General features: G+C 66.6%; 19 protein-coding genes. 10 read left to right on the top strand and 9 right to left on the bottom strand.

The window, feature by feature from the left end; all coding sequences use genetic code 11:
• The first annotated feature begins 155 nt into the window (after nt 1-155).
• The 3 genes from MU521_RS01255 (at nt 156) to MU521_RS01245 (ending at nt 3,289) form a co-directional block, all read left to right on the top strand.
• Nucleotides 156-1,850 carry a thiamine pyrophosphate-binding protein gene (locus tag MU521_RS01255; RefSeq protein ID WP_092686774.1) on the top strand — a complete coding sequence of 565 codons (1,695 nt, stop codon included), beginning with the start codon at nt 156-158 and terminating at the stop codon, nt 1,848-1,850.
• A 73-nt stretch (nt 1,851-1,923) separates the two neighbouring features.
• Entirely contained in the window at nt 1,924-2,496 is a 573-nt protein-coding gene (locus MU521_RS01250; RefSeq protein WP_175452731.1) for a GNAT family N-acetyltransferase, read from the top strand.
• A gap of 100 nt (nt 2,497-2,596) precedes the next feature.
• Entirely contained in the window at nt 2,597-3,289 is a 693-nt protein-coding gene (locus MU521_RS01245; protein WP_092686780.1) for a CDP-alcohol phosphatidyltransferase family protein, read from the top strand.
• A gap of 3 nt (nt 3,290-3,292) precedes the next feature.
• Here the strand turns inward: MU521_RS01245 and MU521_RS01240 are convergent, their stop codons facing one another.
• Complete coding sequence (locus MU521_RS01240) at nt 3,293-4,723, bottom strand: FAD-binding oxidoreductase (RefSeq protein ID WP_092686784.1); 1,431 nt, start codon at nt 4,721-4,723, stop codon at nt 3,293-3,295.
• Nucleotides 4,724-4,889: 166 nt separating this feature from the next.
• On the opposite strand from MU521_RS01240, the gene MU521_RS01235 reads away from it, so the two are divergent.
• The 3 genes from MU521_RS01235 (at nt 4,890) to MU521_RS01225 (ending at nt 7,578) form a co-directional block, all read left to right on the top strand.
• On the top strand, nt 4,890-5,762 hold the full coding sequence (locus tag MU521_RS01235; RefSeq protein ID WP_092686787.1) for a universal stress protein: 873 nt from the start codon (nt 4,890-4,892) through the stop codon (nt 5,760-5,762).
• Between the two features lie 82 nt (nt 5,763-5,844).
• Entirely contained in the window at nt 5,845-6,816 is a 972-nt protein-coding gene (locus MU521_RS01230) for a quinone oxidoreductase family protein (RefSeq protein ID WP_092686790.1), read from the top strand.
• A 63-nt stretch (nt 6,817-6,879) separates the two neighbouring features.
• On the top strand, nt 6,880-7,578 hold the full coding sequence (locus MU521_RS01225; protein ID WP_092686793.1) for a hypothetical protein: 699 nt from the start codon (nt 6,880-6,882) through the stop codon (nt 7,576-7,578).
• Nucleotides 7,579-7,584: 6 nt separating this feature from the next.
• Here MU521_RS01225 and MU521_RS01220 read toward each other — a convergent pair whose 3' ends face one another.
• From MU521_RS01220 to MU521_RS01210, 3 genes are all read right to left on the bottom strand, one after another.
• The gene (locus MU521_RS01220) at nt 7,585-8,271 is read right to left on the bottom strand and encodes a 6-hydroxymethylpterin diphosphokinase MptE-like protein (protein ID WP_092686796.1); all 687 of its coding nucleotides are present in this window, start codon (nt 8,269-8,271) and stop codon (nt 7,585-7,587) included.
• Nucleotides 8,272-8,459: 188 nt separating this feature from the next.
• Nucleotides 8,460-9,608, bottom strand: a complete 1,149-nt coding sequence (gene folP / locus MU521_RS01215) for a dihydropteroate synthase (protein WP_092686799.1) — start codon at nt 9,606-9,608, stop codon at nt 8,460-8,462.
• Between the two features lie 57 nt (nt 9,609-9,665).
• Entirely contained in the window at nt 9,666-11,801 is a 2,136-nt protein-coding gene (locus MU521_RS01210) for a PAS domain S-box protein (protein ID WP_092686802.1), read from the bottom strand.
• A 136-nt stretch (nt 11,802-11,937) separates the two neighbouring features.
• On the opposite strand from MU521_RS01210, the gene MU521_RS01205 reads away from it, so the two are divergent.
• Nucleotides 11,938-12,462, top strand: a complete 525-nt coding sequence (locus tag MU521_RS01205) for a DUF8114 family protein (RefSeq protein ID WP_092686805.1) — start codon at nt 11,938-11,940, stop codon at nt 12,460-12,462.
• The gene (locus tag MU521_RS01200; protein ID WP_092686808.1) at nt 12,462-13,196 is read left to right on the top strand and encodes an RNA methyltransferase; all 735 of its coding nucleotides are present in this window, start codon (nt 12,462-12,464) and stop codon (nt 13,194-13,196) included. Before MU521_RS01205 ends, MU521_RS01200 begins: the two co-directional genes overlap by 1 nt.
• On the opposite strand, the gene gatE is transcribed toward MU521_RS01200, so the two are convergent.
• Nucleotides 13,197-15,074, bottom strand: coding sequence for a Glu-tRNA(Gln) amidotransferase subunit GatE (gene gatE / locus MU521_RS01195; protein WP_092686811.1), 1,878 nt, complete (start codon nt 15,072-15,074; stop codon nt 13,197-13,199).
• Between the two features lie 145 nt (nt 15,075-15,219).
• Here gatE and MU521_RS01190 point away from each other — a divergent pair, with 145 nt between their 5' ends.
• The gene (locus MU521_RS01190; protein WP_092686814.1) at nt 15,220-15,792 is read left to right on the top strand and encodes an SCP2 sterol-binding domain-containing protein; all 573 of its coding nucleotides are present in this window, start codon (nt 15,220-15,222) and stop codon (nt 15,790-15,792) included.
• Nucleotides 15,793-16,045: 253 nt separating this feature from the next.
• Nucleotides 16,046-16,600, top strand: a complete 555-nt coding sequence (locus tag MU521_RS01185) for a hypothetical protein (RefSeq protein ID WP_092686817.1) — start codon at nt 16,046-16,048, stop codon at nt 16,598-16,600.
• An 18-nt stretch (nt 16,601-16,618) separates the two neighbouring features.
• Here MU521_RS01185 and MU521_RS01180 read toward each other — a convergent pair whose 3' ends face one another.
• The 4 genes from MU521_RS01180 to fen form a co-directional block, all read right to left on the bottom strand.
• The gene (locus MU521_RS01180) at nt 16,619-18,031 is read right to left on the bottom strand and encodes a class II fumarate hydratase (protein WP_092686820.1); all 1,413 of its coding nucleotides are present in this window, start codon (nt 18,029-18,031) and stop codon (nt 16,619-16,621) included.
• Between the two features lie 63 nt (nt 18,032-18,094).
• Nucleotides 18,095-19,699 (bottom strand): PH domain-containing protein, encoded by a 1,605-nt coding sequence (locus tag MU521_RS01175; RefSeq protein WP_092686823.1) that lies wholly within the window; start codon nt 19,697-19,699, stop codon nt 18,095-18,097.
• Nucleotides 19,696-20,157, bottom strand: a complete 462-nt coding sequence (locus MU521_RS01170) for a PH domain-containing protein (RefSeq protein ID WP_092686825.1) — start codon at nt 20,155-20,157, stop codon at nt 19,696-19,698. The genes MU521_RS01175 and MU521_RS01170 overlap by 4 nt, the downstream gene beginning before the upstream one ends.
• Nucleotides 20,158-20,215: 58 nt before the next feature.
• Nucleotides 20,216-21,196 (bottom strand): flap endonuclease-1, encoded by a 981-nt coding sequence (gene fen / locus MU521_RS01165; RefSeq protein ID WP_092686828.1) that lies wholly within the window; start codon nt 21,194-21,196, stop codon nt 20,216-20,218.
• Between the last annotated feature and the right edge of the window lie 32 nt (nt 21,197-21,228).

The raw sequence follows: 21,228 nt of genomic DNA, 5'->3' as shown, positions 1-21,228 counted from the left end.
CCGAGGCACTCGCTTTGTTCCACCTGTAGATCGCGAGCACGGCCGAGATCGTCTTACCAGTTTTTTCCGGAGCGTCGCTGCTGGAAGCCGCTGGCAATCCCTCAGGCCTGGTGCTTAACTATTTTAGGGGTGCCCACCGGAGACACAGTATCTCCATGACAGGCTATACCGGTTCGGATCTGTTCGTCGACGCGCTCGAGCAGTACGGCGTCGAACACGTCTTCGGCAACCCCGGCACGACGGAGTTGCCGGTGCTGGAGGCGCTCGGTCGGAGCGACCTCGAGTACGTGCTGGGACTCCACGAGGACATCGCGGTCGGGATGGCCTCCGGCTACGCCAGCACGCGCCGGTACCACGGCCACCACGACGAGAGCGTGATGCCGGCCGGAGTGGTCAACCTCCACATCACGCCCGGGCTGGCCCACGGCACGGGGAACACCTACGCCGCCCAGTTCGCGGGCACGCCGCTGGTCATCACCGCCGGCAACCACGAGCGGGACTTCCGCCACGAAGAGCCCCTGCTCCACGGCGACCTGGAGGCGATGGTCGACCAGTTCACGAAGTGGTCCGACGAAGTGCTGGACGTGACGGCCCTGCCGACGATGCTCCGCCGGGCGTTCCGCGTCGCCCTGACGCCGCCGACGGGGCCGGTCTTCCTCGGGCTTCCCCAGGACGTGATGCTGTCGGAGACCGACCCCGACGCCATCGAGCCACTGGGACAGATCCCGAACGCCGGCCCGGGCGACGCCGGCCAGATCGACCGGGCGGCCGACCTGCTCGCCGAGGCCGACGACCCCGTCCTGATCCTGGGCGATCACGTCGCTCGCTCGGGGGCCGACGCCGTCGACGCGGCCGTCGACTTCGCCGAAGCCGCCGGCGCGCGCGTCCACGCCGAAATCCTCTCCTGTGAGGTGAACTTCCCCGGCGAACACCCGCAGTGGATCTCCCACATCCCGCCAAACGAGGGCATCGCGAGCATGCTCATGGACACCGACACGCTCGTGTTCGTCGGCACGTCGACCCACACGACCCTGCTGAACCACGAGAACGCGCTGGTCGACAGCGACACCACCTGCATCCACATCTCCGACGACGCCTGGGAGGTCGGGAAGAACCAGCCGGCACAGGCTGCCGTCGTCGGCGACCCCGGCCTCGTGATGGACCAGCTGGCCAGGCGCCTCGAAGATCGGATCGACGACGAGGAACGCCAGCGTCGGCTCGACAGCGTCGAGACGACCAAGCAGGCCCTCTCCAGTACGATCCAGTCGATGAGCGAGGACGAGACGCCCGAGGGCGAGACTCGTGCCTCCAAGGCTGCCCTCGTCGACGCGCTCAAAGAGACCGCGCCGGACGCGTACATCGTCGACGAGGGTGTCACCTCCAAGTATCCCCTCCTGATCCGCTGGGAGATGGAGGCCGAACAGATGATCTCGAACAAGGGCGGCGGCCTCGGCTACGGCCTCCCCGCCTCCGTCGGCGCGGCGCTGGCCGAGTCGATGCAGGACGACCCCCGCGACGTGGTGGGCTACATCGGCGACGGCTCGTACCTGTACTACCCGCACACGATCTACAGCGCAGTCCGCCACGACCTCGATCTCACAGTGGTCATCCCGGACAACCGCAACTACCGCATCCTGAAGGACAACACCATCTCGATCTTCGGCGGCGACGACGAAGACCACGACTACGTCGGTATGGACTTCGAGCCGCCGGTCGACCTCGTGAAGAACGCCGAGAGCCACGGCGCGCGGGGCCACCGCGTCGAGACGGCCGACGAGATCGCCGACACCTTCGCCGACGCGCTGGACCGGGAAGGCACGGACGTGCTGGACGTGCTGGTCCACGACTGAGTCGCGCTCACTGACCCGCTGGCGGCTGTCCGGTCGACAGGTATTTTTTCGACGCGGCGACTACCGCTCGACCGTGCAGAATCCGCTGTGGCGGCTGACGCGCAACGAGTACGGGCGGCAGGCCTACGAAATCCTCGCCGACCTCGGGATCAAAGTCGCGAAACTCGACCAGTACGTCTGCGATCTGACGACCGTGCCGGACGCCACAGCACCCGCCGGCGTCGACATCGACTGTCGCCGCGCAGGGGAACTCGACCGGTCGGAGGCCGATGCCTTCGTCGAACCGGCCCCCATCGACCGGGTGGTTACTGCCCGGATCGACGGTGACCTCGTGGGCTACTGCTTCCTGAGTCATAACCGCCCGGTTTACGTCGAGGCACTGGATTCAGAGCGCCTGTTCGACGGCGCGTACGTCTGGCAGGTGTTCGTCGATCCCGGCCACCGAAACCGGGGCATCGCCACGGCGCTGGTCCGCCGGGCGTGCCGCGAGGCGGCGAGTCGGGGCGCAGACCGCGCCAACGCCCTCGTCGCCGTGGACAACGTCCCTTCCAGGCGCGTCTTCGCCGCCAACGGGTTCGAACCGGAAAAGCGAGTCAGCTACTACCACCTGTTCGGGTTCGAGCGCCGCAGGACGAACCCACTGTAGTGTCGACGGGACCCTAACGGGGCGGCATACGGTCCTATATAGTACTTTTAGTCACCTTTATACAGTCAGTTAGCGTTCGATAAAAACAGGGAAGGGGCCCATGACCGACGTCAAAACACACGTTCGGACAGCGGTGCGGAACGTCAGGCGACAGGTCGACCGACGGAAACCGCCGGCCGACGAGGAGTACATGCTGTTCAGTCTCGGCGTCGCCGACTACATCAGCCTCGTGGCGCTGTTTTTCGGCTGGACGGCGACGATGTTGATCACGACCGGCGAACCCAACTGGGCGCTCGTCTCAATGTTGATCGCCTTCGGCTTCGACAAGCTCGACGGCTTCTACGCCCGTGCGTTCGGCGAACCGACGACGATGGGCCGACACATCGACGCGTTCATCGACGTGTTCACCTATCTCGTTCCCGCGGTCGCGATCTATCATTTCGTCCTGTCGCCAGCCATGTTCCTCAGCGTCCTCGTCGGCTTCACCGTCCTCGCGTTCGGGCTCCTCCGACTGGTCCGGTTCGCCAGTGAGGGTCTCGAAGACGACGACGGGACGAGTTACTATCGGGGCATCACCGTCGTCCACCTCAACGCGCTGGTGGTCGCCAACTACTTTTTCGCCGCCTTCGTCCTCCAGTGGAATGGCTGGCTGGCCGCCGCGACCGTCCTGCCCGCCGCACCGCTGATGATCTCGAACTACCGGAGCTACAAGACCGTCGGGAGCCACACCGTCGCGGGACTGCTCGCGCTCGCCGTCGTCGCGTTCGCGCTGGTCCTCGAATTCGGCCTCTGAGCCTCAGTCGTCAGTCGGTTCGGCCTGAACCCGCTCGCCCTGAGCCGTCTCGGGGAAGATCTTTCCCGGATTCAGCGTGTCCTTGGGGTCCAGAGCTCGCTTGAGCGCCCGCATCGCCTCGACGCTCTCCTCGCCGTGTTCGGACACGAGGTATTTGCGTTTCCCGCGGCCGACACCGTGTTCGCCGGTGCAGGTACCACCCATCTCGATGGCGCGCTCGACGATGTCGGTGTAGACCTCCTCGCCGGTCGCGATGGTCTCGGGGTCGTCCAGATTTACCATGACCGAGTAGTGGACGTTCCCGTCGCCCGCGTGCCCGAAGCAGGGGACGACGATGTCGTCTTCCGCCCCGCGATCCTTGGCGTATCGGATGATCTCGGGGAGCTTGCTGATCGGCACGGTGATGTCGCCGGGATGGAGCGGCTGGAGATCGGGCTCCCACATCTGGATCGCGAAGGCGAGTTCGGCGCGAGCCTTCCAGAGCTGATCCATCTCCTCTTCCTCGGCCATCTCGAACCGCTCGACGTCGTGGCCCTCGAAGATCGACCGGCAGTAGTCGATCTCCTCGTCGATGCCGTGGTTTGCGTGGAACTCCAGGAAGACCATCGGGTCCGGCGGGAGGTCGGCGTCGCCGTCGGCATAATCGGCGGCGATCTCGGCGCTCACGTCGTCGACGAGTTCGATCTTGGCCACGTCCACGCCGGACTGGATCGCGTCCATGACCGCCTCGGCGGCGTCGTCGAGCGTCGGGAAGATCGCCCGGCCGCCACGGATCTGCTGGGGCCGCCCCTCCAGCTCCAGCGTCGCCCGCGTCACGACGCCCAGGGTGCCCTCGCTCCCGATCAGGAGTTCCTTGAGGTTGTATCCGCTGGAGGTCTTGACGGCCTTCGAGCCGGCCTCGATCACGGAGCCGTCCGCGAGGACGGCCTCCAGTTCCAGCACCCAGTCGGCGATCTCGCCGTACTTGACCGTCTGCATCCCGCTGGCGTCGTTGGCGATCATGCCGCCGATGGTGGAGATATCGCCGGAAGAGGGCAGCGGCGGGAAAAAGAGGCCGTGCTGGGCGGCCTCCTCGTCGATCACGTCGCCCATCACACCGGGTTGCACGTCGATCTGGAAGTCGTCCGGGCGCACCGCCAGTACGTCGTTCATCCGCGTCATGTCCATGCTGACGCCCTCGTACTCGGGAACGGGGTTCCCTTCGAGGCTGGTGCCCGCGGCGTACGGTGTCACGGGGACGCCGCGTTCGTTGGCCGCGGACAGGACCGCGGATACTTCCTCGGTCGATTCGGGCCAGACGACGGCGTCGGGCTTGACGCCCGTCCCGGCCCCGTCGGAGGCCCAGTCACCCGCGTGGTTGTCCCGGTCGGAGTCACCGAACGACACCTGCTCGTCGGGCAGCACGTCCGTCAGAAACGAACAGTCGTGTGGCATTGTAGTACACCCACGCCCGGGCCGGCTTAAATCCATGCCGTACGCGGTCGGTTCGGTGATCGAGAGGGCCGTACCGCCGACTCACCCGCGACGGAACGTGGGGTGGGGGAGCAAAACGTGGGAGGCCGCCCCGCTATTTTAATACTCGGCACTGAGATTCGGACGTATGTACGACCGGATCTTGCTGCCGACGGACGGGAGCGAGGAGGCGACGGCGGTCGCAGACATGGCGCTCGAAATCGCAGCGACGCACGACGCGACGGTTCACGTGCTCAACGTCGCGGACACGACACGGGACAGCGTGACGAACGTCCGGGGTCAGATCGTCGACGCCCTCGTGGAGGAGGGAGAGCGGATCGTCGACGACGTCAAGGAGCGGGTTCGAGGCCGGGGCGTTCCAGTCCGAACGGAGGTCTTGCAGGGCGATCCGTCGCCGACGATCGTCGACTACGCCGCCGAGTACGACATCGACCTCGTCGTCATGCCGACACGGGGACGGCGCGGGCTGGAACGAGTTCTCCTCGGGAGCGTCACCGAACGGGTGGTCTCGTCGGCGCCGGCTCCCGTGCTCGTCTGCAACCCCGGCTCGGAGTTCGCGTTCACCTACCCCTCCGAGCGGGTCCTGATCCCGACCGACGGCAGCGACGCGGCCGACCGGGCGCTGTCGGTCGGGATCGATGTCGCCGACGCGACCGATGCGACCCTGTACCTCCTCTCCGTCGCCGAGACGGCGTCGCTCGGTCCCGACGTCCGCTCGGCCAGTACGACGGAGCGACTCACCGGGGCGGCCGAAGAGACGCTCGATGACGCCGGTACCCGCGCAGCGGACGCCGGTATCGACTCGCTCGAAACCGCCGTCCGGCAGGGACAACCCTATCGGGAGATCCGGTCGTTCCTCGACGACGAGGACATCGACCTGGTCGTCCTGGGCACCGGCGAAGCGTCCGATTTCGGCCGATTTCTCTGGGGCGGTGTCACGTCGAAACTCGTCAGATCGTCACCGATCCCGGTCCTGATGGCTCCGAATCGCGACGACTAGCTGCCGCTGAGACAACTCTCCACAACGGCAAAGTTCCCCCGAACCGGGGGACTTTATATAGAGGAGTTTCCATTGTAAGGCCATGAAGGTAGCTGAGGTAACAGAATTCGGCGGCAACGAGTACATAGAGATCAACGAGCGGGAGAAGCCGGAGCCCGGGTCGGGCGAGGTCCGGATCGAGGTGAAGGCCGCAGGGATCAACTTCGCGGACATCATGCAGCGCCGCGGGCATTATCAGGGCGGTCCCGAGCCGCCGTACGTCCCCGGGATGGAAGTCGCGGGCGTCGTCGACGCCGTCGGCGAGGGCGTCGGCCGTGAGGTCGGCGACGAAGTGATGGGGTTCGTCGAGGAGGGCGGCTACGCCGAGTACGCCATCGCCAACGCCGCCGGCCTGTTCGACCTCCCCGAGAACATGTCCTTCGAGGAGGGCGCAGGCTTTTCGGTCCAGTTCCTCACCGCCCACAACTGTCTGTTCGAGTGGGGCGACATGACCGAGGACGAGTCGGTGCTGATCCACGCCGCCGCGGGCGGGGTCGGTACCGCCGCCGTCCAGCTGGCCAGCAACGCGGGCGCAGAAGTGTTCGGCACCGCCAGCACGGAGGAGAAACTGGAACTTGCAGCGGAACTCGGCTGTGACCACCCGATCCAGTACACCGAGGAGGACTTCGTCGAGCAGGTCAACGACAGCACCGACGGCGACGGCGTCGACCTCGTGCTGGACGGCATCGGCGGCGAGACGACCACGGAGAGCCTGAAGGCGCTGACCCACTTCGGCCGGATGGTCTCGTTCGGCGCGGCCTCGGGCGAACCGGGCCAGCCCAACACCGCCGACCTGCTGTTCAACAACCACACTATCATCGGCTACCACCTCGGACAGGCCATGTACCGCGACCCTGGCCGCGTGTTCCAGGCCGTCCCGAAGCTGACGGGCCAGCTCGAATCGGGCGCCCTCGAAGTCATCGTCGGCACGAGCTTCGATCTCGAAGACGCCGCCGAGGCCCACCAGTACATCGAGGACCGGAAGTCCAGCGGAAAGGTCGTCCTGACGCCCTGAGCCGCGGTCTCCTGGCTCGAAGCGACCAATACCATTAGGAACCGGTAGTCCCTAGCCCGGGTGATGACCCGTGAGGCAGTCCGAGCCGGGTTCGAGGAGTTCGTCGGTGACATCGTCGACACAGCCTACGACGAGTTCGACGTTGTCGCCGTGTTGCGTGGCGAATCGGGTGCCAGCGGCCGGTTGCTCAACAGGCTCCTCAAGAACAGCCGCCGCCTCGACCAGCGCGTCGTCCGCCCGGAGTTGCGGGCGTACCGCCGACAGGTCCTCGACCAGTTCGAACCGATCCTCGCCTACGCCGCCGACGCCGACGGTGACTTCGAGGACTACCGCGACCGCGTCCGCGATGCCGACGTGTATCTCGATCACCTCCGGCCCAGCGTGCGGGGCGACCGGCGGCGGACCATCGAACAGGCCCAACTCGACAGACAGCGTCGACTGGCCGAAGCCGCCCGGCCCCTGGTCGAGTCACCCGAGTCCGATTTCTGGGCCGCCGCCGTCGACGCACTGGATCGCGACCACGCCCGCGACCTCGTTCAGACCCACTTCACCTTCACCGATCCGCTCCGGGCGGACCCGGACGCGTACGTCTTCGAGACCGAGATCGAACCGGGCGACGTGTTCGGCGGTCCCCTGACCGCGAGACTCCCCACGGTCACCGTCGAGTACACCGACGAGGTGATGCGGGTGCTGGAACGGGCCGAAACGACCGTCGTCGAGCGAGCGTTGTCGGAACTCGACCGCCGGTTCGACGCGGAGTGAGCCGCCTCAGCCGTCCGCCGACCACAGCGTCAGTCCGTCCCGCCGCCCCTCCAGTACGTCGAATCGCTCGTCTCGGCGCTGTTCGAGCCAGTAGAGCAGTCGCTCGGCCCAGACGAGTTTCCGCTCTTTCGCCTCGCTCACGGTCGGGTCGTCGAAGTCCCAGCCGACGAACACCAGTTCGGCCGCCCCGAAGTGATCCGCGAGGAACGCCGCCCGGTCCCCGTCGGTGAACCCGCCGACGTTCCGGACCGGTCCTGCAGGCTCGGCCTGTGTCGTCGGGAGTACCTGCTCGCCGTCGAACCGGGGCACCCACTCCCGAACGGCCGCGACGTTGTCGCCGTGGGCGTGGGTCGCGACCGGGACACCCCGCTCGGTCAGTTCCCGGGCGGTATCGGGGTTCTTGTCGAGGTCGGTGACCATGCAGTCCACGGCGACGCCGGCATCGTGGAGGGTGTCGGCGGCCGTCGACGCGGCGACCACGGCGTCGGCCGCTGCTGCGCGGTCGGTCTCGGACGGCAACGACGGCCCCGCTCCAGCTATCGCGACGCGCTGGCCAGTCAGTTCCAGCCGCGACGTGTCGAAGGGCGCGACGAGTTCGGCGAGTACGTCACGGGCCTGTTCATCGGCCTCGCGGTCGTAGCCGAGATCGGTCAGGATAGCCTCGTAGACGGGTTCCCAGGTGTGAAATTCCATGCTACGCACTCACCAGTTGGGTCCTATATAAATCGAGGTGAGCCGAAGTGGCACAACCTGGTACCCCTACCCGGGTGCCCTTTCGGCCTTCACCACCCTCTTCTGGCGCATCTGGCATAAGTTTTCTCTTCGTCAGACACTCCGGTCGGCCGTCGTACGGCGGCTGATGGCCGACGAGTAAGCTGGGCTTACGGGTCCGGTAGTCCGTCCGTAATCGCCGACAGGGCGGGTGCAACCGCATCTCCCTCGACACCCGCCGCCAATCGCCGGAGGGCACCGACTGTCCCGAACAGGAGGAGGGACCCGTTGCCGTCACCGTCCCCGCCGCTCTCGACGGCCGTGACGCCATAGGTGCCGGCCTCGTTGCGGAGCAGTTCTCTGGCTCCCCGGTCGAGCCCCGACACCTCGAACACCCGGGCGACGGCGTCGTCGGCGTAGGCACCGTCGACGCCGAGTCGGTCGAGATGCCGGCTCATCTCACCGGTCGTGGCCAGGTCCAACTCCTCGACTTCGGGGGTTCGGACACGCTCGCGGGTGAAGGCGTCGCCGACCAGCGCGGCGTCGCGGGTCTCTTCCACGTCGTGGGTCCGGATCACGTGCGCGCCGCGCTCGACGGCCATCGCTGTGGCCGCGAGACTCACGGGGAGGGCCTCCTCGGTCGTCCGGCCGGCGATCTCCCGGAGGAAGTTCTTCCGGTTGATCGAGACCAGCAGCGGGTAGCCGTAGCCCCGGAACTCCCGAAGCCGGTCGAACGTCTCGCGGTCGTCCTCGGTGGTCTTGTCCTCGCTCCAGCCGCCGAACGCGGGATCGAGGATCGTCTTGTCGGTGAACCCGTTCAGCTCCAGGGCGTCGTAGATGTCGTCCACGTCCTCGATTGCGCCCGGCCGTTCCAGATCCGGCGGGCTGGCCATCTTCCCGACGGCCACGTCGTAGTCGGCACAGACCTCGGGCATCTTCGGGTCGGCGAACCCGCAGATGTCGTTGACCATGTCGAACCCGCGGTCGAGGGCCGCCTCGGCGACCTCGTGATAGCGGGTCTCGATGGAGAAGACGGCGTCGCCGGAGACGCTCCGGATGGTCTCGACCGCCGTATCGAGCCGGTCGAGTTCCTGCTCGGCGGACAGCACGTCGAACTTCTTGTTTGCCGACTCCAGTCCTACGTCGACGATGTCGGCCCCTTCGCCGATGAGTTCCTCGTCGACGTACTCGGCGGCCTCCCCGGGGTCGTCGTAGACGCTGGGGTCGTATGGCGACTCGCTGGAGACGTTCAGCACGCCCATGATGCGGGGCGGATAGTCGTCACCGATGCCCAGCCCGGCTGCGTCGACGTTGCGCATACCCCTCCCAGGGAATCCACGCGGTAAAACGACGTGATTCGTGCCGGGGGTTTCCCGTCAGGCCTGCTCCCGTCGCTCGACGCCCGTGATCTCGAACCGTGCGCCCCCGTCGGTACCGTCCGTGACCCGGATCTCCCACCCGTGGGCGGTGACGATCTCCTCGACGATATTGAGCCCGAACCCGGTTCCGTCGTCGTCGGTCGTGTAGCCGTGTTCGAAGACGTCCTCGCGCTCCTCTGCCGGGATGCCGGGCCCGTCGTCTTCGACGTAGAACCCGTCGGAGAGCGTGCCGACCCGGATCGTCACGTCTCGGCCCCCGTGTTCGATCGCGTTCCGGAAGAGGTTCTCGAACAGTTGCTGGATGCGGCTGGTGTCGACGGAGATGGTCCGGTCGGTGTCGACGACCAACTCGGCGTCACCCGTCTCGACGGTTTGCCAGCAACTCTCGACGAGGGGGGCGATGTCGACTGGCTCTCTGTCCTCGACCTGTTTGCCGTGTCGGGCGATGGCGAGGACGTCCTCGACGAGTTCCTCCATCCGGACGAGTTGGTCCTCGACGACGGCGAGGTGTTCGGAGTCGCTGGCCTGTCGTTCGAGCTCCAGCCGTGACTGTGCCGCGTTGAGCGGATTGCGCAGATCGTGGGTGACGATGCTCGCGAACTGTTCGAGTTGCTCGTTTTTCCGTTCCAGTTCGCGCTCGCGCTGGCGGCGATCCGTCACGTCCTGGAGGATCCCGTCGATGTAAGTCGCGCCGTCCTCTTCCGTCAGGATCGCGGTTAGTGTCACGTCGATCCGTTCGCCCGAGAGCGTCCGGTGTTCGACCTCGAATTCGGTGATACGTCCGTGCTCCTGCAGTTGGGCTCTGAACTCGGCGCGGTCGTCGGCGTCGGCGTAGAACGTGTCGACGCTTCTGTCCAGCAGTTCCGATTTCGAGTAGGCGTCGTAGATCGACACGAGCGACGAGTTCACTTCGACGAACTCCCCGCCCGCCTCGGGCGTCGTTCGGTAGACGCCGACCGGCAGGTTCTCGATGATGTTCTCGTAGCGCTGGAGCCGTCGCTCGTACGCCTTCCGCTGGGTCACGTCCGTGTTGATCGCGACGAACCGGTCGATGGTGCCCGTCTCGTCTTCGATGGGTGCGATCGTCTGTTCGACGACGTACCGCTGCCCGTCCCGACGCTCGTTTATCACCTCGCCTTTCCAGACGTCCCCCGAGAGGATCGTGTTCCAGAGCCCGGCGTAGAACTCGGGCTTGTGTTCGCCGGAGTTGAGGATGTTCGGATTCTCTCCGACCGCTTCCGTCCGGGGATAACCCGTCGACTCCTCGAACGCGGGATTGACGTACTCGATGGTCCCGTCCGTGTCGGTGATATAGATCGCGTGGCCGGCCTGTTCGACGGCCCGACGGAATCGACGGCGTTGGCGTTCTTTCCGCTTTCGGTCGGTCACATCGGTCAGCGTCACCACGACGCCGTCGATTGCCGGATCCTGCAACTGATTCCGACATCGACACTCGACCCAGCGGCGGTCGCCGTTCTCCGGCCGGACGCGGATCTCGCTGGTCACCGTCCGGGCCGGATTCGCGAGCACGGTCTCGAACATATCGCGTACCGAGTCGCTGTCGACGGGTTCGACCGCTCGGAGCGCGTCGTCGCCGACGACTGTCGACGGGGCACAGCCGAACAGCCGCTCGGTGGCGGCGTTCGCGAAGGTGACCGTTCTCGACTCGTCGACGACCCAGGTCGCCTCGGTCGCCGCCCCGACGAGGGCCGAGGCCAACTCGTCCTGATCGCTCCGCCCCCGGCTGTGACCCCGTTCGACGGCCTCGCGGACGCGTTTGGCCACCGTCGCGTACGGTTCCGGATCGGCATCCACGAGTACGTACTCGGCCCCGCTGTCGTCGCGCAGGTCCGCGAGTACGGTGGTTTCGTCGTCACCGACCAGAACCACGAACGGGAGCCTCGGCGCTCGCTCGCGAGTGGTCTGCCGGACGCTCCGTGCGTCACCGTCCGGTAACTCCGCGTCGCAGACGACACAGTCGAACGGCTCCGCCGACAGCCGGTCGAGCGCGTCGGCCGCCGTCCGTTCGGCAGCGACGTCGAGAGATTCAGATTTGATATGCTCGGCGAGCCCCGGTACGAGTCGATCATCGCTCCCGACGTAGAGAACACTGAAACTAGGGCCTTCAGTCATAAATCTTTAGTTAGTTATCGTCCGTTTGAGGCGTGATTATCAAATACTACCCGGTCCATCTCAGATTCCGAGAACTGGAGCGCGTCGCTGGAGGCCGAGTCGCGCGCTTTTTGGTCGCCAAACGAGTACGGCCGGTATGGGCAAGGTCAATATCGGGTTGCGTGGCTGGCGGTTCGACGAGGACGAAGTGTTCGACGAGGACGGCGATCTCGAGCCGCTCGGAACGCTCGAACCCGAGACGCGCGACCGCATCGTCCGGCTCTCGACGATGATGGGCGAGCCGTGTGACGCCTGCTATCTGGTCCACGGCGACGAGAACATCCAGGAGTGCAACGTCGCCCGCGTCGTCTACGGCGAACCACTCGGGGAAGTCCTCCTCTGTCCGGAACACGAGGCCGACTTCCTCTACTGGTTCCGCGAGGAGGGCGGCAAAGACTACGCCGGCGAGACCGAGCTGGAAGACGCCTTCCACGCCTGGTTCGACGACGGCGGCCGCGCCCCGGACGGATACGCCGGCATCGACCACGTCGACACCGACGCCGACGACATTCCCGCGCCCGACCCTGCCGAGGAACTCCCTACCCTCGAAGAGGAACTGGAGAAGTTGGACGACGAGAAACTGGACGACCTGGGCGTCGACCTCAGCGAACTGGATCTCTGATGGTTGCAGTCGCCGTCGTCGACGCGACCGAACCCGGGAACGTCGGCACCATCGCCCGCTCGATGAAGAACTTCGGCCTCTCGGACCTCCTCCTCGTGGATCCGCCCGAACTCGACCCGGAGGGCGAGGCCTACGGCTTCGCCGGTCAGGCCCGCGAGGACGTGCTTCCCGAGGCCCGCGAACTCTCCTTCGACGAACTCGTCAGCGGGTACCACACCGTCGGCACGACCGCGGTGACCAACGAGGACGCGACGAAACACGTCCGCTATCCGTTCCTGCGGCCCGCCGATCTGGCCGAGGAACTCGCTGGCATCGCGGCCGACACCGCCGTCGTCTTCGGCCGGGAGCGCGTCGGTCTCACCAACGACGAACTGGCCCGGATGGATCAGGTCTGTTCGATCCCCGCCAGCGCCGAGTACCCGGTCCTGAACCTCGGGCAGGCCGCGACCGTCGTGCTGTACGAGTTGCGGGATTCGACCGTCGAGGAGACTCAACACCCCGACGAGCGCCACGAGCGCGCCGATCAGCAGTCGGTCGAGGGCCTCCACGAGCAGTTCGGGGCGTTTCTGGAGGATATCGGCCACCCCGAGGAGAAGCGTGCCAAGGCAACGCGGCTCTGGCGGCGGTTCGTCGGCCGCGCGCATCCCACTGGCCGTGAAGCGAGAACGCTACGCGGGATCTTTCGGCAGGCCGGCCAGCGGATCGACCGGGCCGAGAACGGCGACGAGGACTGATTACGCCCGCTTCTGGATCTCCTCGCGTAATACTTCGCTCACGAGGTCGCCGTCGGCCTGTCCGCGAAGGGCTCCCATGCACTCGCCCATGAGTCCCGAGAACGCACCCATTCCCTCCTCTTCGACCTGGTCCGCGTTGCGCTCGACGACCTCGACGACGGCCTCGCGGACCTCGTCCTCGCCGGCACTGCCGAGGTCCTCCTGCTCGGCTGCTTCAGCCGCGGACAGTTCGGGGTTCTCCGCCAGCGCGGTCAACAGGTCCGGGACGCCCTCTTTCGCGACCTCGTCGTCGGCCAGCAGGTCGAACACGCCCCGGAAGTGGTCGTCGGTGAGGTTCTCGACGGGCACGTCGTCCCGCCGGAGTTCGGTCACGTCCGATTCGACCGTGCGGGCCGCGAGGTTCGGGTCGACGCCCGTCTCGACGCCCTCCTCGAACAGTTCCCAGCGGCGACCGTAGGCCACCTGTTCAGCCACGCCCTCCCCGAGACCGAACTCCTCGGTGTAGCGCTCGACCTTCTCGGTGAGCAACTCGGGCGTCTCGACTGTCGTGGGATCGGGTTCGACGGGTGGTACGTCCGTCTCCGGATACATCCGCGCCGCCCCCGGAAGCGGACGGAGGTATCGGGAGGTGCCGTCCTCGTTGGCGTCCCGGGTCTCCTCGGGCACGCCGTCCATCGCCGTCTCGGCGCGCTCGGCGACGGCCTCGACGGCCAACTCGGCCGTCTCGGGGTCGTCGGCGACGATGGCCACCGCGTCGTCTGGCTCGGCACCGACTGCCTCCCGGAGCGCCTCGACTTCGGGCTCGGTGACGCCGTAGGCCGGGAGTTCGTCAGTGTGGAAGATGCCGCCCGCGCCGTGGCGCTTGGCGTGGTCGGAGAACTCCGTGCCGAGCCGGCGGTCTGGCTGGATTTCCCGGCCTACGATGCCGTCGAACCCCTCCAGCAGGACCGCCTGCACGACGCCGCCCGAGGAGAGCGCGCCGCCGATGACACCCGAGTCCGTCTCCTCGAACACGTCGGTCACGTCCTCGGGTTCGCCGACGGCGGCGTCGCGCTCGGCCAACTCGTCGGCGATATCGACGAGTTCGACCTGCCGGCGGACCTCGTTGCGCACGAGGTCGTCGATGTCGTCGAGGCTCTGGACGCCTTTCATCTCGATGCGTGCGCCGTCGGCGATGGAGACGTTCACGTCCTGGCGGATGGTGCCGAGGCCGCGCTTGACCTGTCCTGTCGAGCGCAGGAGCATCCCGATCCGCTTGGCGGCCTCCTTGGCCTGCTCGGGCGAGCGGATGTCGGGTTTCGTGCCGATCTCGACCAGCGGAATCCCGAGCCGGTCGAGGCTGAACCGCACCCCGCTATCGGTCTCTTCGACGCGCTGGCAGGACTCCTCCTCCAGCAGCATGTCCTCGATGCCGACCGGCCCCTCGGAGGTCTCGATCCGCCCGTCGTTTGCCACCAGCATCGACCGCTGGAAGCCCGTGGTGTTGGAGCCGTCGACGACGATCTTGCGCATGACGTTGACCTGATCGACGACCTGCATGTCGAGGAGCTGGGCGATCTCCAGGCTCGTCGCGAGCGCCTCCTCGTCGACGCGGTGTGGCGGCTCGTCGTCTTCCTCGACCAGACAGGTCGTGTCGTAGGCCAGATACTCGAACTCGCGTTCGATCTGGCTCTCTTCGAGCGCGGCCTCGTCGATCTCGCCGAGTTCGGATCTGGTGGGGTGGAGATAGCGGGTGAACCGTCGCGTCGACTCTTCCGGTTCGCGTAACTCGGTCGGACACGCACAGAACAGCTTCGTCTCGGTGTCGAGTTGCTGGTGGATCTCCAGGCCGGCCACCAGCCCCAGTTCCTCGTAGTCGAAGGCGTCCGCGTCAGTCATTGCCCGAACCTGCGAGGCCGGCGGTCAAAAAACGCACCCTTCCGGTCAGTTCGTCGCCAGACCGTCGACCGCGGCGACGGCCCAGGCATAAATCGCCTCGGAACCGACGAGACAGGCACTTTTGGGTCGGTCGTGAACGAAGACCATGACCGACACCGAGAAACTCGCCGAAGAGGTCGCGCGCGTGCTCGAACTGCCGACCGACGAACTCACCGAGGAACTGCCCGAGCTACTGGCGGATCTCGAAGGCGAGGTCGAAGTGCTGGCCCTGGAGAACCCCCTGCTTCTGTCCGACGTGATCGACCGCGTCGGCGACGTGGACGTGGCCGAATTCGCCGCCGAGAACCCCGAGACGGTCGACCAGTTCCAGGAACTCCAGTGGCAGGGCGTCGAACTGCTGGCCCAGTTCAGCCCCGACGTGCAACAGTCAATCGAGGAGGACACCACGGTGAACTTCGAGGCGACGGACGCCCCGATGGCCAGTCACCTGGAACTCGACGCCGACGCGGGGGCCGTCTCGGGCGGCGCGGGGCTGGCCGAGACCCCGGACCTCGAAATCCGCGGGCCGGCCAACACGCTGACGGCGCTGACGACTGGCCAGCTCGATCCGGTCTCGGGCTACGATGACGGCCAGTTCGAGATGGACGGCTCCGAGGCGACCGGTGACCAGCTGGCGACGACGATGGGGAAACTCGCCGAGAAACTGCCGGACAACTAATTCTGCGCGCGGTAGAGCCGGACCGGACAGTCACGGTATTTCTCGCCGGGCCACTCCGGACAGCCACGGTTTTCGCCGTCGCTCGGACGCTTGCCAGGCGTGTGATCGGTCGCCAGTAGCTATTCTTACGCAGAAATATAGCTGAAATCACTGTGGTAGACCCGGTGACCAAAGATCGGAGATCGGACACGTCACGTACACGCGAGCGCAACTGGCGACGAAACTGGCGCGGTCACACGCCGCCGCGCGCAAGATGGCCAGGTCGAACGCGACGTTTGCCGGGGTCGACATCACGAAATCCGAGATCGAGACGGCCCTGGGGACCCCGTCGTCCTACAACTCGGCCGCGGACTGGCTGGTCTGGGCCGGCGTCCACGAAGGGTTCTGGTACGACACGTACACGAAGACAATCCACGAGGACGACGCGACTTGGTATCGACCGGACACCGAGTCGTCGCCGGAGTTCAACAGCGACACGCTCCACCAAGACGTTCGCTTCTGGACAAACGAGACGTTCCTCCGGGCGGGGTGGAACGAATCGAACCCAGACGCCGCCTTCGTCCGGGAATGGGACCCCAAGGACTGGGGCCCGACCGATCACGGTCACAGGAAGGGGTACGTCGGCACTCACGTCGGCTATCCGTTCTCGAAGGGCGAGGCCAGCTGTATCGTCTGGATCACGCCACACCCGGACCTGCCTCGACGGCTCCGGACGAGCGCGACGCCGAAAGGCTGGGACCGGGGCGACGGTCAGTGGAGCGTCAAACTCCGTGACGAGATGTTGACCCCCAGTCGCCGAGAGAAGTGAGTCGACGGTCTGTGGCGCTCAGTCGTCGGCCGACAGGATGCCAGTCTCGGTCATCTTCATCGGGTCGAGCACGTCGTCGACCTCCTCGGCGTCGAGGTAGCCCTCTTCGAGGACGACCTCGCGGATCGTCTTGCCGTCGGCGAGTGCCTTCTTCGCGACTTTGCTGGCCTTGTCGTAGCCGATGGCAGGGTTGAGCGCGGTCGCCAGCGCCATGCTCTGCTGGACGCGCTCCTCGCAGTGCTCGGCGTCGGCTTCCAGCTTGTGGACGAACTTCTCGCCGAAGGTCTCGCTGGCGTTGGCCAGTAGCTTCGCCGACTGGAGGAAGTTGTGCGCGAGGACGGGCTTGTAGAGGTTCAGGTCGATCTGGCCCTCGGCCGCGCCGGCCGACACCGCGGCGTCGTTGCCGACGACCTGCTTGTGAACCTGGTTGACAGCCTCGGCGACGACCGGGTTGATCTTGCCGGGCATGATCGACGACCCGGGCTGGTTCTCGGGCTGGTCGATCTCACCGAGCCCGTTGCGCGGGCCGGAGGCCAGCAGCCGCAGGTCGTTGGCGATCTTGTTCAGCGAGCCCGCGATGGTCCGAAGCGCGCCGTGGGCCTCGCTCATCGCGTCGTGAGCGGCCTGGGCCTCGAAGTGGTTGTCGGCCTCGCGGAGCTCCAGGCCCGTCTCCTCGCTCATGTACTCGGCGGCGAGTTCGGGGAAGTCCGGGTGGGTGTTCAGACCCGTCCCGACGGCGGTGCCGCCGAGCGCGAGTTCGCTCAGGTGATGCCGGGTGTCCTCGGCGCGGGTGATGCCCTTCTCGACCTGCGCGCGGTAGCCGCCGAACTCCTGGCCCAGCGTGACGGGCGTGGCGTCCTGGAGGTGGGTCCGCCCGGTCTTGACCACGTCGGCGAACTCCGCCTCTTTGGCTTCGAGTTCGTCACGCAGGACCTCCAGCGCGGGGATGAGGTCCTTCTGGACGGCCTCCATCGACGCGACGTGCATCGCGGTGGGGATCACGTCGTTGCTGGACTGGCCGAAGTTGACGTGGTCGTTGGGGTGAATCTCGCGGGTACCGATCTCGCCGCCGTAGAGCTCGGTCGCGCGGTTGGCGATGACCTCGTTCGCGTTCATGTTCGAGGAGGTCCCGGAACCGGTCTGGAACACGTCGACGGGGAACTGGTCGTCGTGCTCGCCGGTGATGACTTCGTCGGCGGCCTCGACGATGCAGTCGGCCTTGTCCTCGGGAATCGTGCCGAGCTCCTCGTTGGCCTGTGCGGCGGCTTTCTTGACGATCCCGAGTGCGCGAACGAACCGACGGCCGAAGGTCACGTCGGAGATGGGGAAGTTCTCGACGGCGCGCTGGGTCTGTGCGCCCCAGTAGGCGTCCGCCGGCACCTGCATCTCGCCGAGACTGTCCCGCTCCGTACGGTAGTCCTCGTCAGTCATGATCGTCCGAATCTCCGTCCGGAACGGTCCTAAAAGCACACGGTCCGGACCGAGCACCGCCGGTCAGGTCCCGCCGTGCAGACTCGCCTGCAACCGCTCGCGGTTCAACTCGTAGAGATCGCTCGCCACGTCGGCCTCGATGTCGTAGGCGGTGGCGTCCTGGCGGCCCAGCAGGGACGCGGTAGCGGTGTCGGCAGTCAGGTGTGCGAGGTCCAGCCGACGCTGGAAGACGGTCCGCTGGCGGATCACCGTCTGGAGCCGGTAGTAGGGCACGATCCGCGTCTTCCGGTTCCAGAAGCCGTCCCGGACGACGAAGTGGTCCTCGCCGACACAGTAGCCGCGGTGTTTCCACTTCAGGTGCGCGGCCGGCGGGACCCCGATCAACAGGAACAGCGGCAGGTACCAGAGACCGAACGCAGGGACGGCGACGGAGAGCCCGAACGTCAGCGCCGACAGGCCGAGGACGACCAGTCCGTACCGAACCGCGTAGCGTCGCCGCGCTCGTTTGGGCGAGCGGGTGAAGGACAGCTCGTCGAACGGTTCGAGTTCCCGCGCCAGTGCGAGCGTGTGCTCCCGGTCGGCCAGCGGAATCGCGGACTGTGGTCCCTGGTCGCTCTGGCCGGGGCTGTAGCCGGCCGTCTCGACGGCGAACCCGGCGTAGCCGAGCGCGCGCATCAGGACGTTCTCCTGGATCGTCAGGGTCTGAATCTTGTCGGTCGGGATCGACCCGCTGTAGCGCTGGAGCAGGCCCCGCTCGTACACCAGATCCTCGCCCTGCCGACCGAGCGTGAACCCGTAGTACTGCAGGAACGTGACGACGGTGCTCACCGCCCACATCGTCACGGCGGCGAAGGCGACGGCCAGCAGACCGATCAGAATCGCCAGATCCGGCGTGCTGGTCAGCGCGTCGACCGGTGCCTCGATTCCGGTGACGCTCGCGAACAGGCCGACGAGCAGGTCCTCCACGATAGGAAAGCCAAAGAGGAGGAAGGCGACGGATGCGAGCTGGAAGGAGGTGAGCGCGAGGACGAGCAGTTCGGTCGACCCGAGCTCGAACAGCGTCGTCTCGGGTTCGAGGTCGCCCTCCCGCGAGAGCCGGTCGGCGACAGCCTCGGGATCGGTGTGGCGTGTCTCGGACGGACTGTCGGTCGCCGCCGCCGTCGCCCCCCTCTCTGTCTCGGCGGGCTCGGCCTCGTCTGTATCCGCTGTGTCGTCTTCGCGAGCGCGGGCCCTGCGATCACGGACCTCGCGCTGGAGGCGACGGGCCTCGTCGGCGGCGACGAAGTTCAGCGTCGCCTCGGTCTCCGAACCGCCGGCGGTCTCGATCTGGACGATGGCGACGCCGACGATCCGGTGGAAGATGCTCTCGGTTACGTCGACGTTCTGGATGCGCCGATAGGGAATCTCCCGTTCCTGTCGGCCGATCACACCGGAGTACACGTCGAACGTGTCCGGCGTCAGCGCGTACTCGAAGCGGTAGTAGTAGGCGACGCCGTACGCAACACCGACGACGAACAGGAGGACGAACAGCCCCGCGATGAGGGCGAACGAGCCGAGCAGTTCCGGAGCCACGAACCGCCCGATGCCGGTCAGGACGAAGGCCATCGACGCCGCGACCAGCCCCCGCTGGAGACTTCGCGTGACCGCACTCAGCGGGTGAAGTTTCATACGCCGTCCTCCGGTTCGCTCTCGATGGCCAGGTCCCGGAGCCGATTCCGGAGGTCGCGGGCCTGATCGGGTTTCAGTCCCGGAATCGTCACGTCGGCCCCCCGGGAGCCGGCGGTGTAGACGACGACCTGCCCGAGCCCGAGCAGGCGGTCGAGCGGCCCGCGCTGGGTGTCGACGTGCTGGACCCGGACATAGGGCACGGCGGTCTCGACGTTCGTGATGACGCCACGTTCCAGTTCCAGGGCATCGTCGTCGAGTCGGTAGCCCCAACTGCGGTACAGCGCCTGGATGTACGCCGCCGCGAGGAGGGCCAGAACAACCGCGAAACCCGGCCCGAGCAACGGCGAGAACTCGAGGACGAACCGGTCGATGGCGTAGACGATCGCCCCGAGAATCGCGACGACGACGAGGGCGACGATTCCCCACCGGACTCTGACACGCGACTGGAGGGCGTTCATATCCCGTCAGTTCGGCGGCGTCTCCGAAAGCGTTCCGGAAGCCGACACGCCTCGCCGGTCACGTCCACCGGTCCAGTCCGGTCTGGACCGTGGCGTCCGCGATCCGCTCGAAGCCGCGTTCGACCTCGTCGGCGGCGACACCCCACTCATCTGTGACGAACGCCTCGGCCGCCTCGATGTCCGGCTCGATCTCCGTGTCGAAGGTCACCTCGTCTGTCACTGGCGGGTCCAGAAAGAGGCTTCTGATGCGGTCGACGTTCTCGACGTACACGTCGCGGGCCTCGAAGACACCCCAGACGTCCCCGTGTTCGCTGACCGTCTTCACCGCGGTCTTGGGACCGATGCCGGAGACGCCCTCGTTGAAGTCCGTCCCACAGAGGATGCCCACGTCGACCAGTTGCTCCCAGGTGAGGTCGTGTTCCTCGAGGGTAGCGTCGAGGTCCATGCACTCGGGGTCACCCTTCGAGGTGAGTTGCCGGAGGGTCAGCGGCGAGCCAAAGAGCAGGGCATCGTAGTCCTCGGTGCCGGCGTAGTCGACGGTTCCCGAGCGGGCCATGCGAGCGGCCTGTGCCTCGCCCTCGGCGGGGGCGTCGACGACGGGCACGTCGAGCAGGGCCAGCAGTTCCCGCGTCGTGTCCACGATGGTGTCGGTGAGCCGCTGGGTTCGGGAATCCAGTTTGGCCACTTCGACCGAGTCGCCCGCCTCGCGGGCTTCTTCCAGTTGCTCCTCGTACTTCTCTCGCTGTTCGCGGCGCTTCTGGACCTCGGCTTCCTTGAGATCGGTGACGCCGCCGTCGAAGACGAACACGGGCGTCACGTCGTGTTCGAGGAACTTCGGGAGGCCCTGTACGACGCCGATGAGGTTGGCGACTTCCTCGCCCTCCTCGGTCGTGTAGGCCGAGTCACGGGTGAACTTGACCGTCGTCGTCAGGTAGCGGTACAGCCAGTTGTGAGCGTCGACGGCCACGACGGACCCCGCGAGGTCGTCGTAGGCCACGTCTTCGATGACCGCGAGGTCGCGGAGATCTGCGTTTCCCATTACCGCCTGCTAGCCGCGGCCGCCGCTTGAAT

The organism is Halorientalis regularis (assembly GCF_023698535.1).
GTDB classification, from domain to species: Archaea; Halobacteriota; Halobacteria; order Halobacteriales; family Haloarculaceae; genus Halorientalis; species Halorientalis regularis.
Note: the sequence above shows the minus strand (reverse complement) of the source record. Positions and strands in the feature narration are given on the sequence as shown.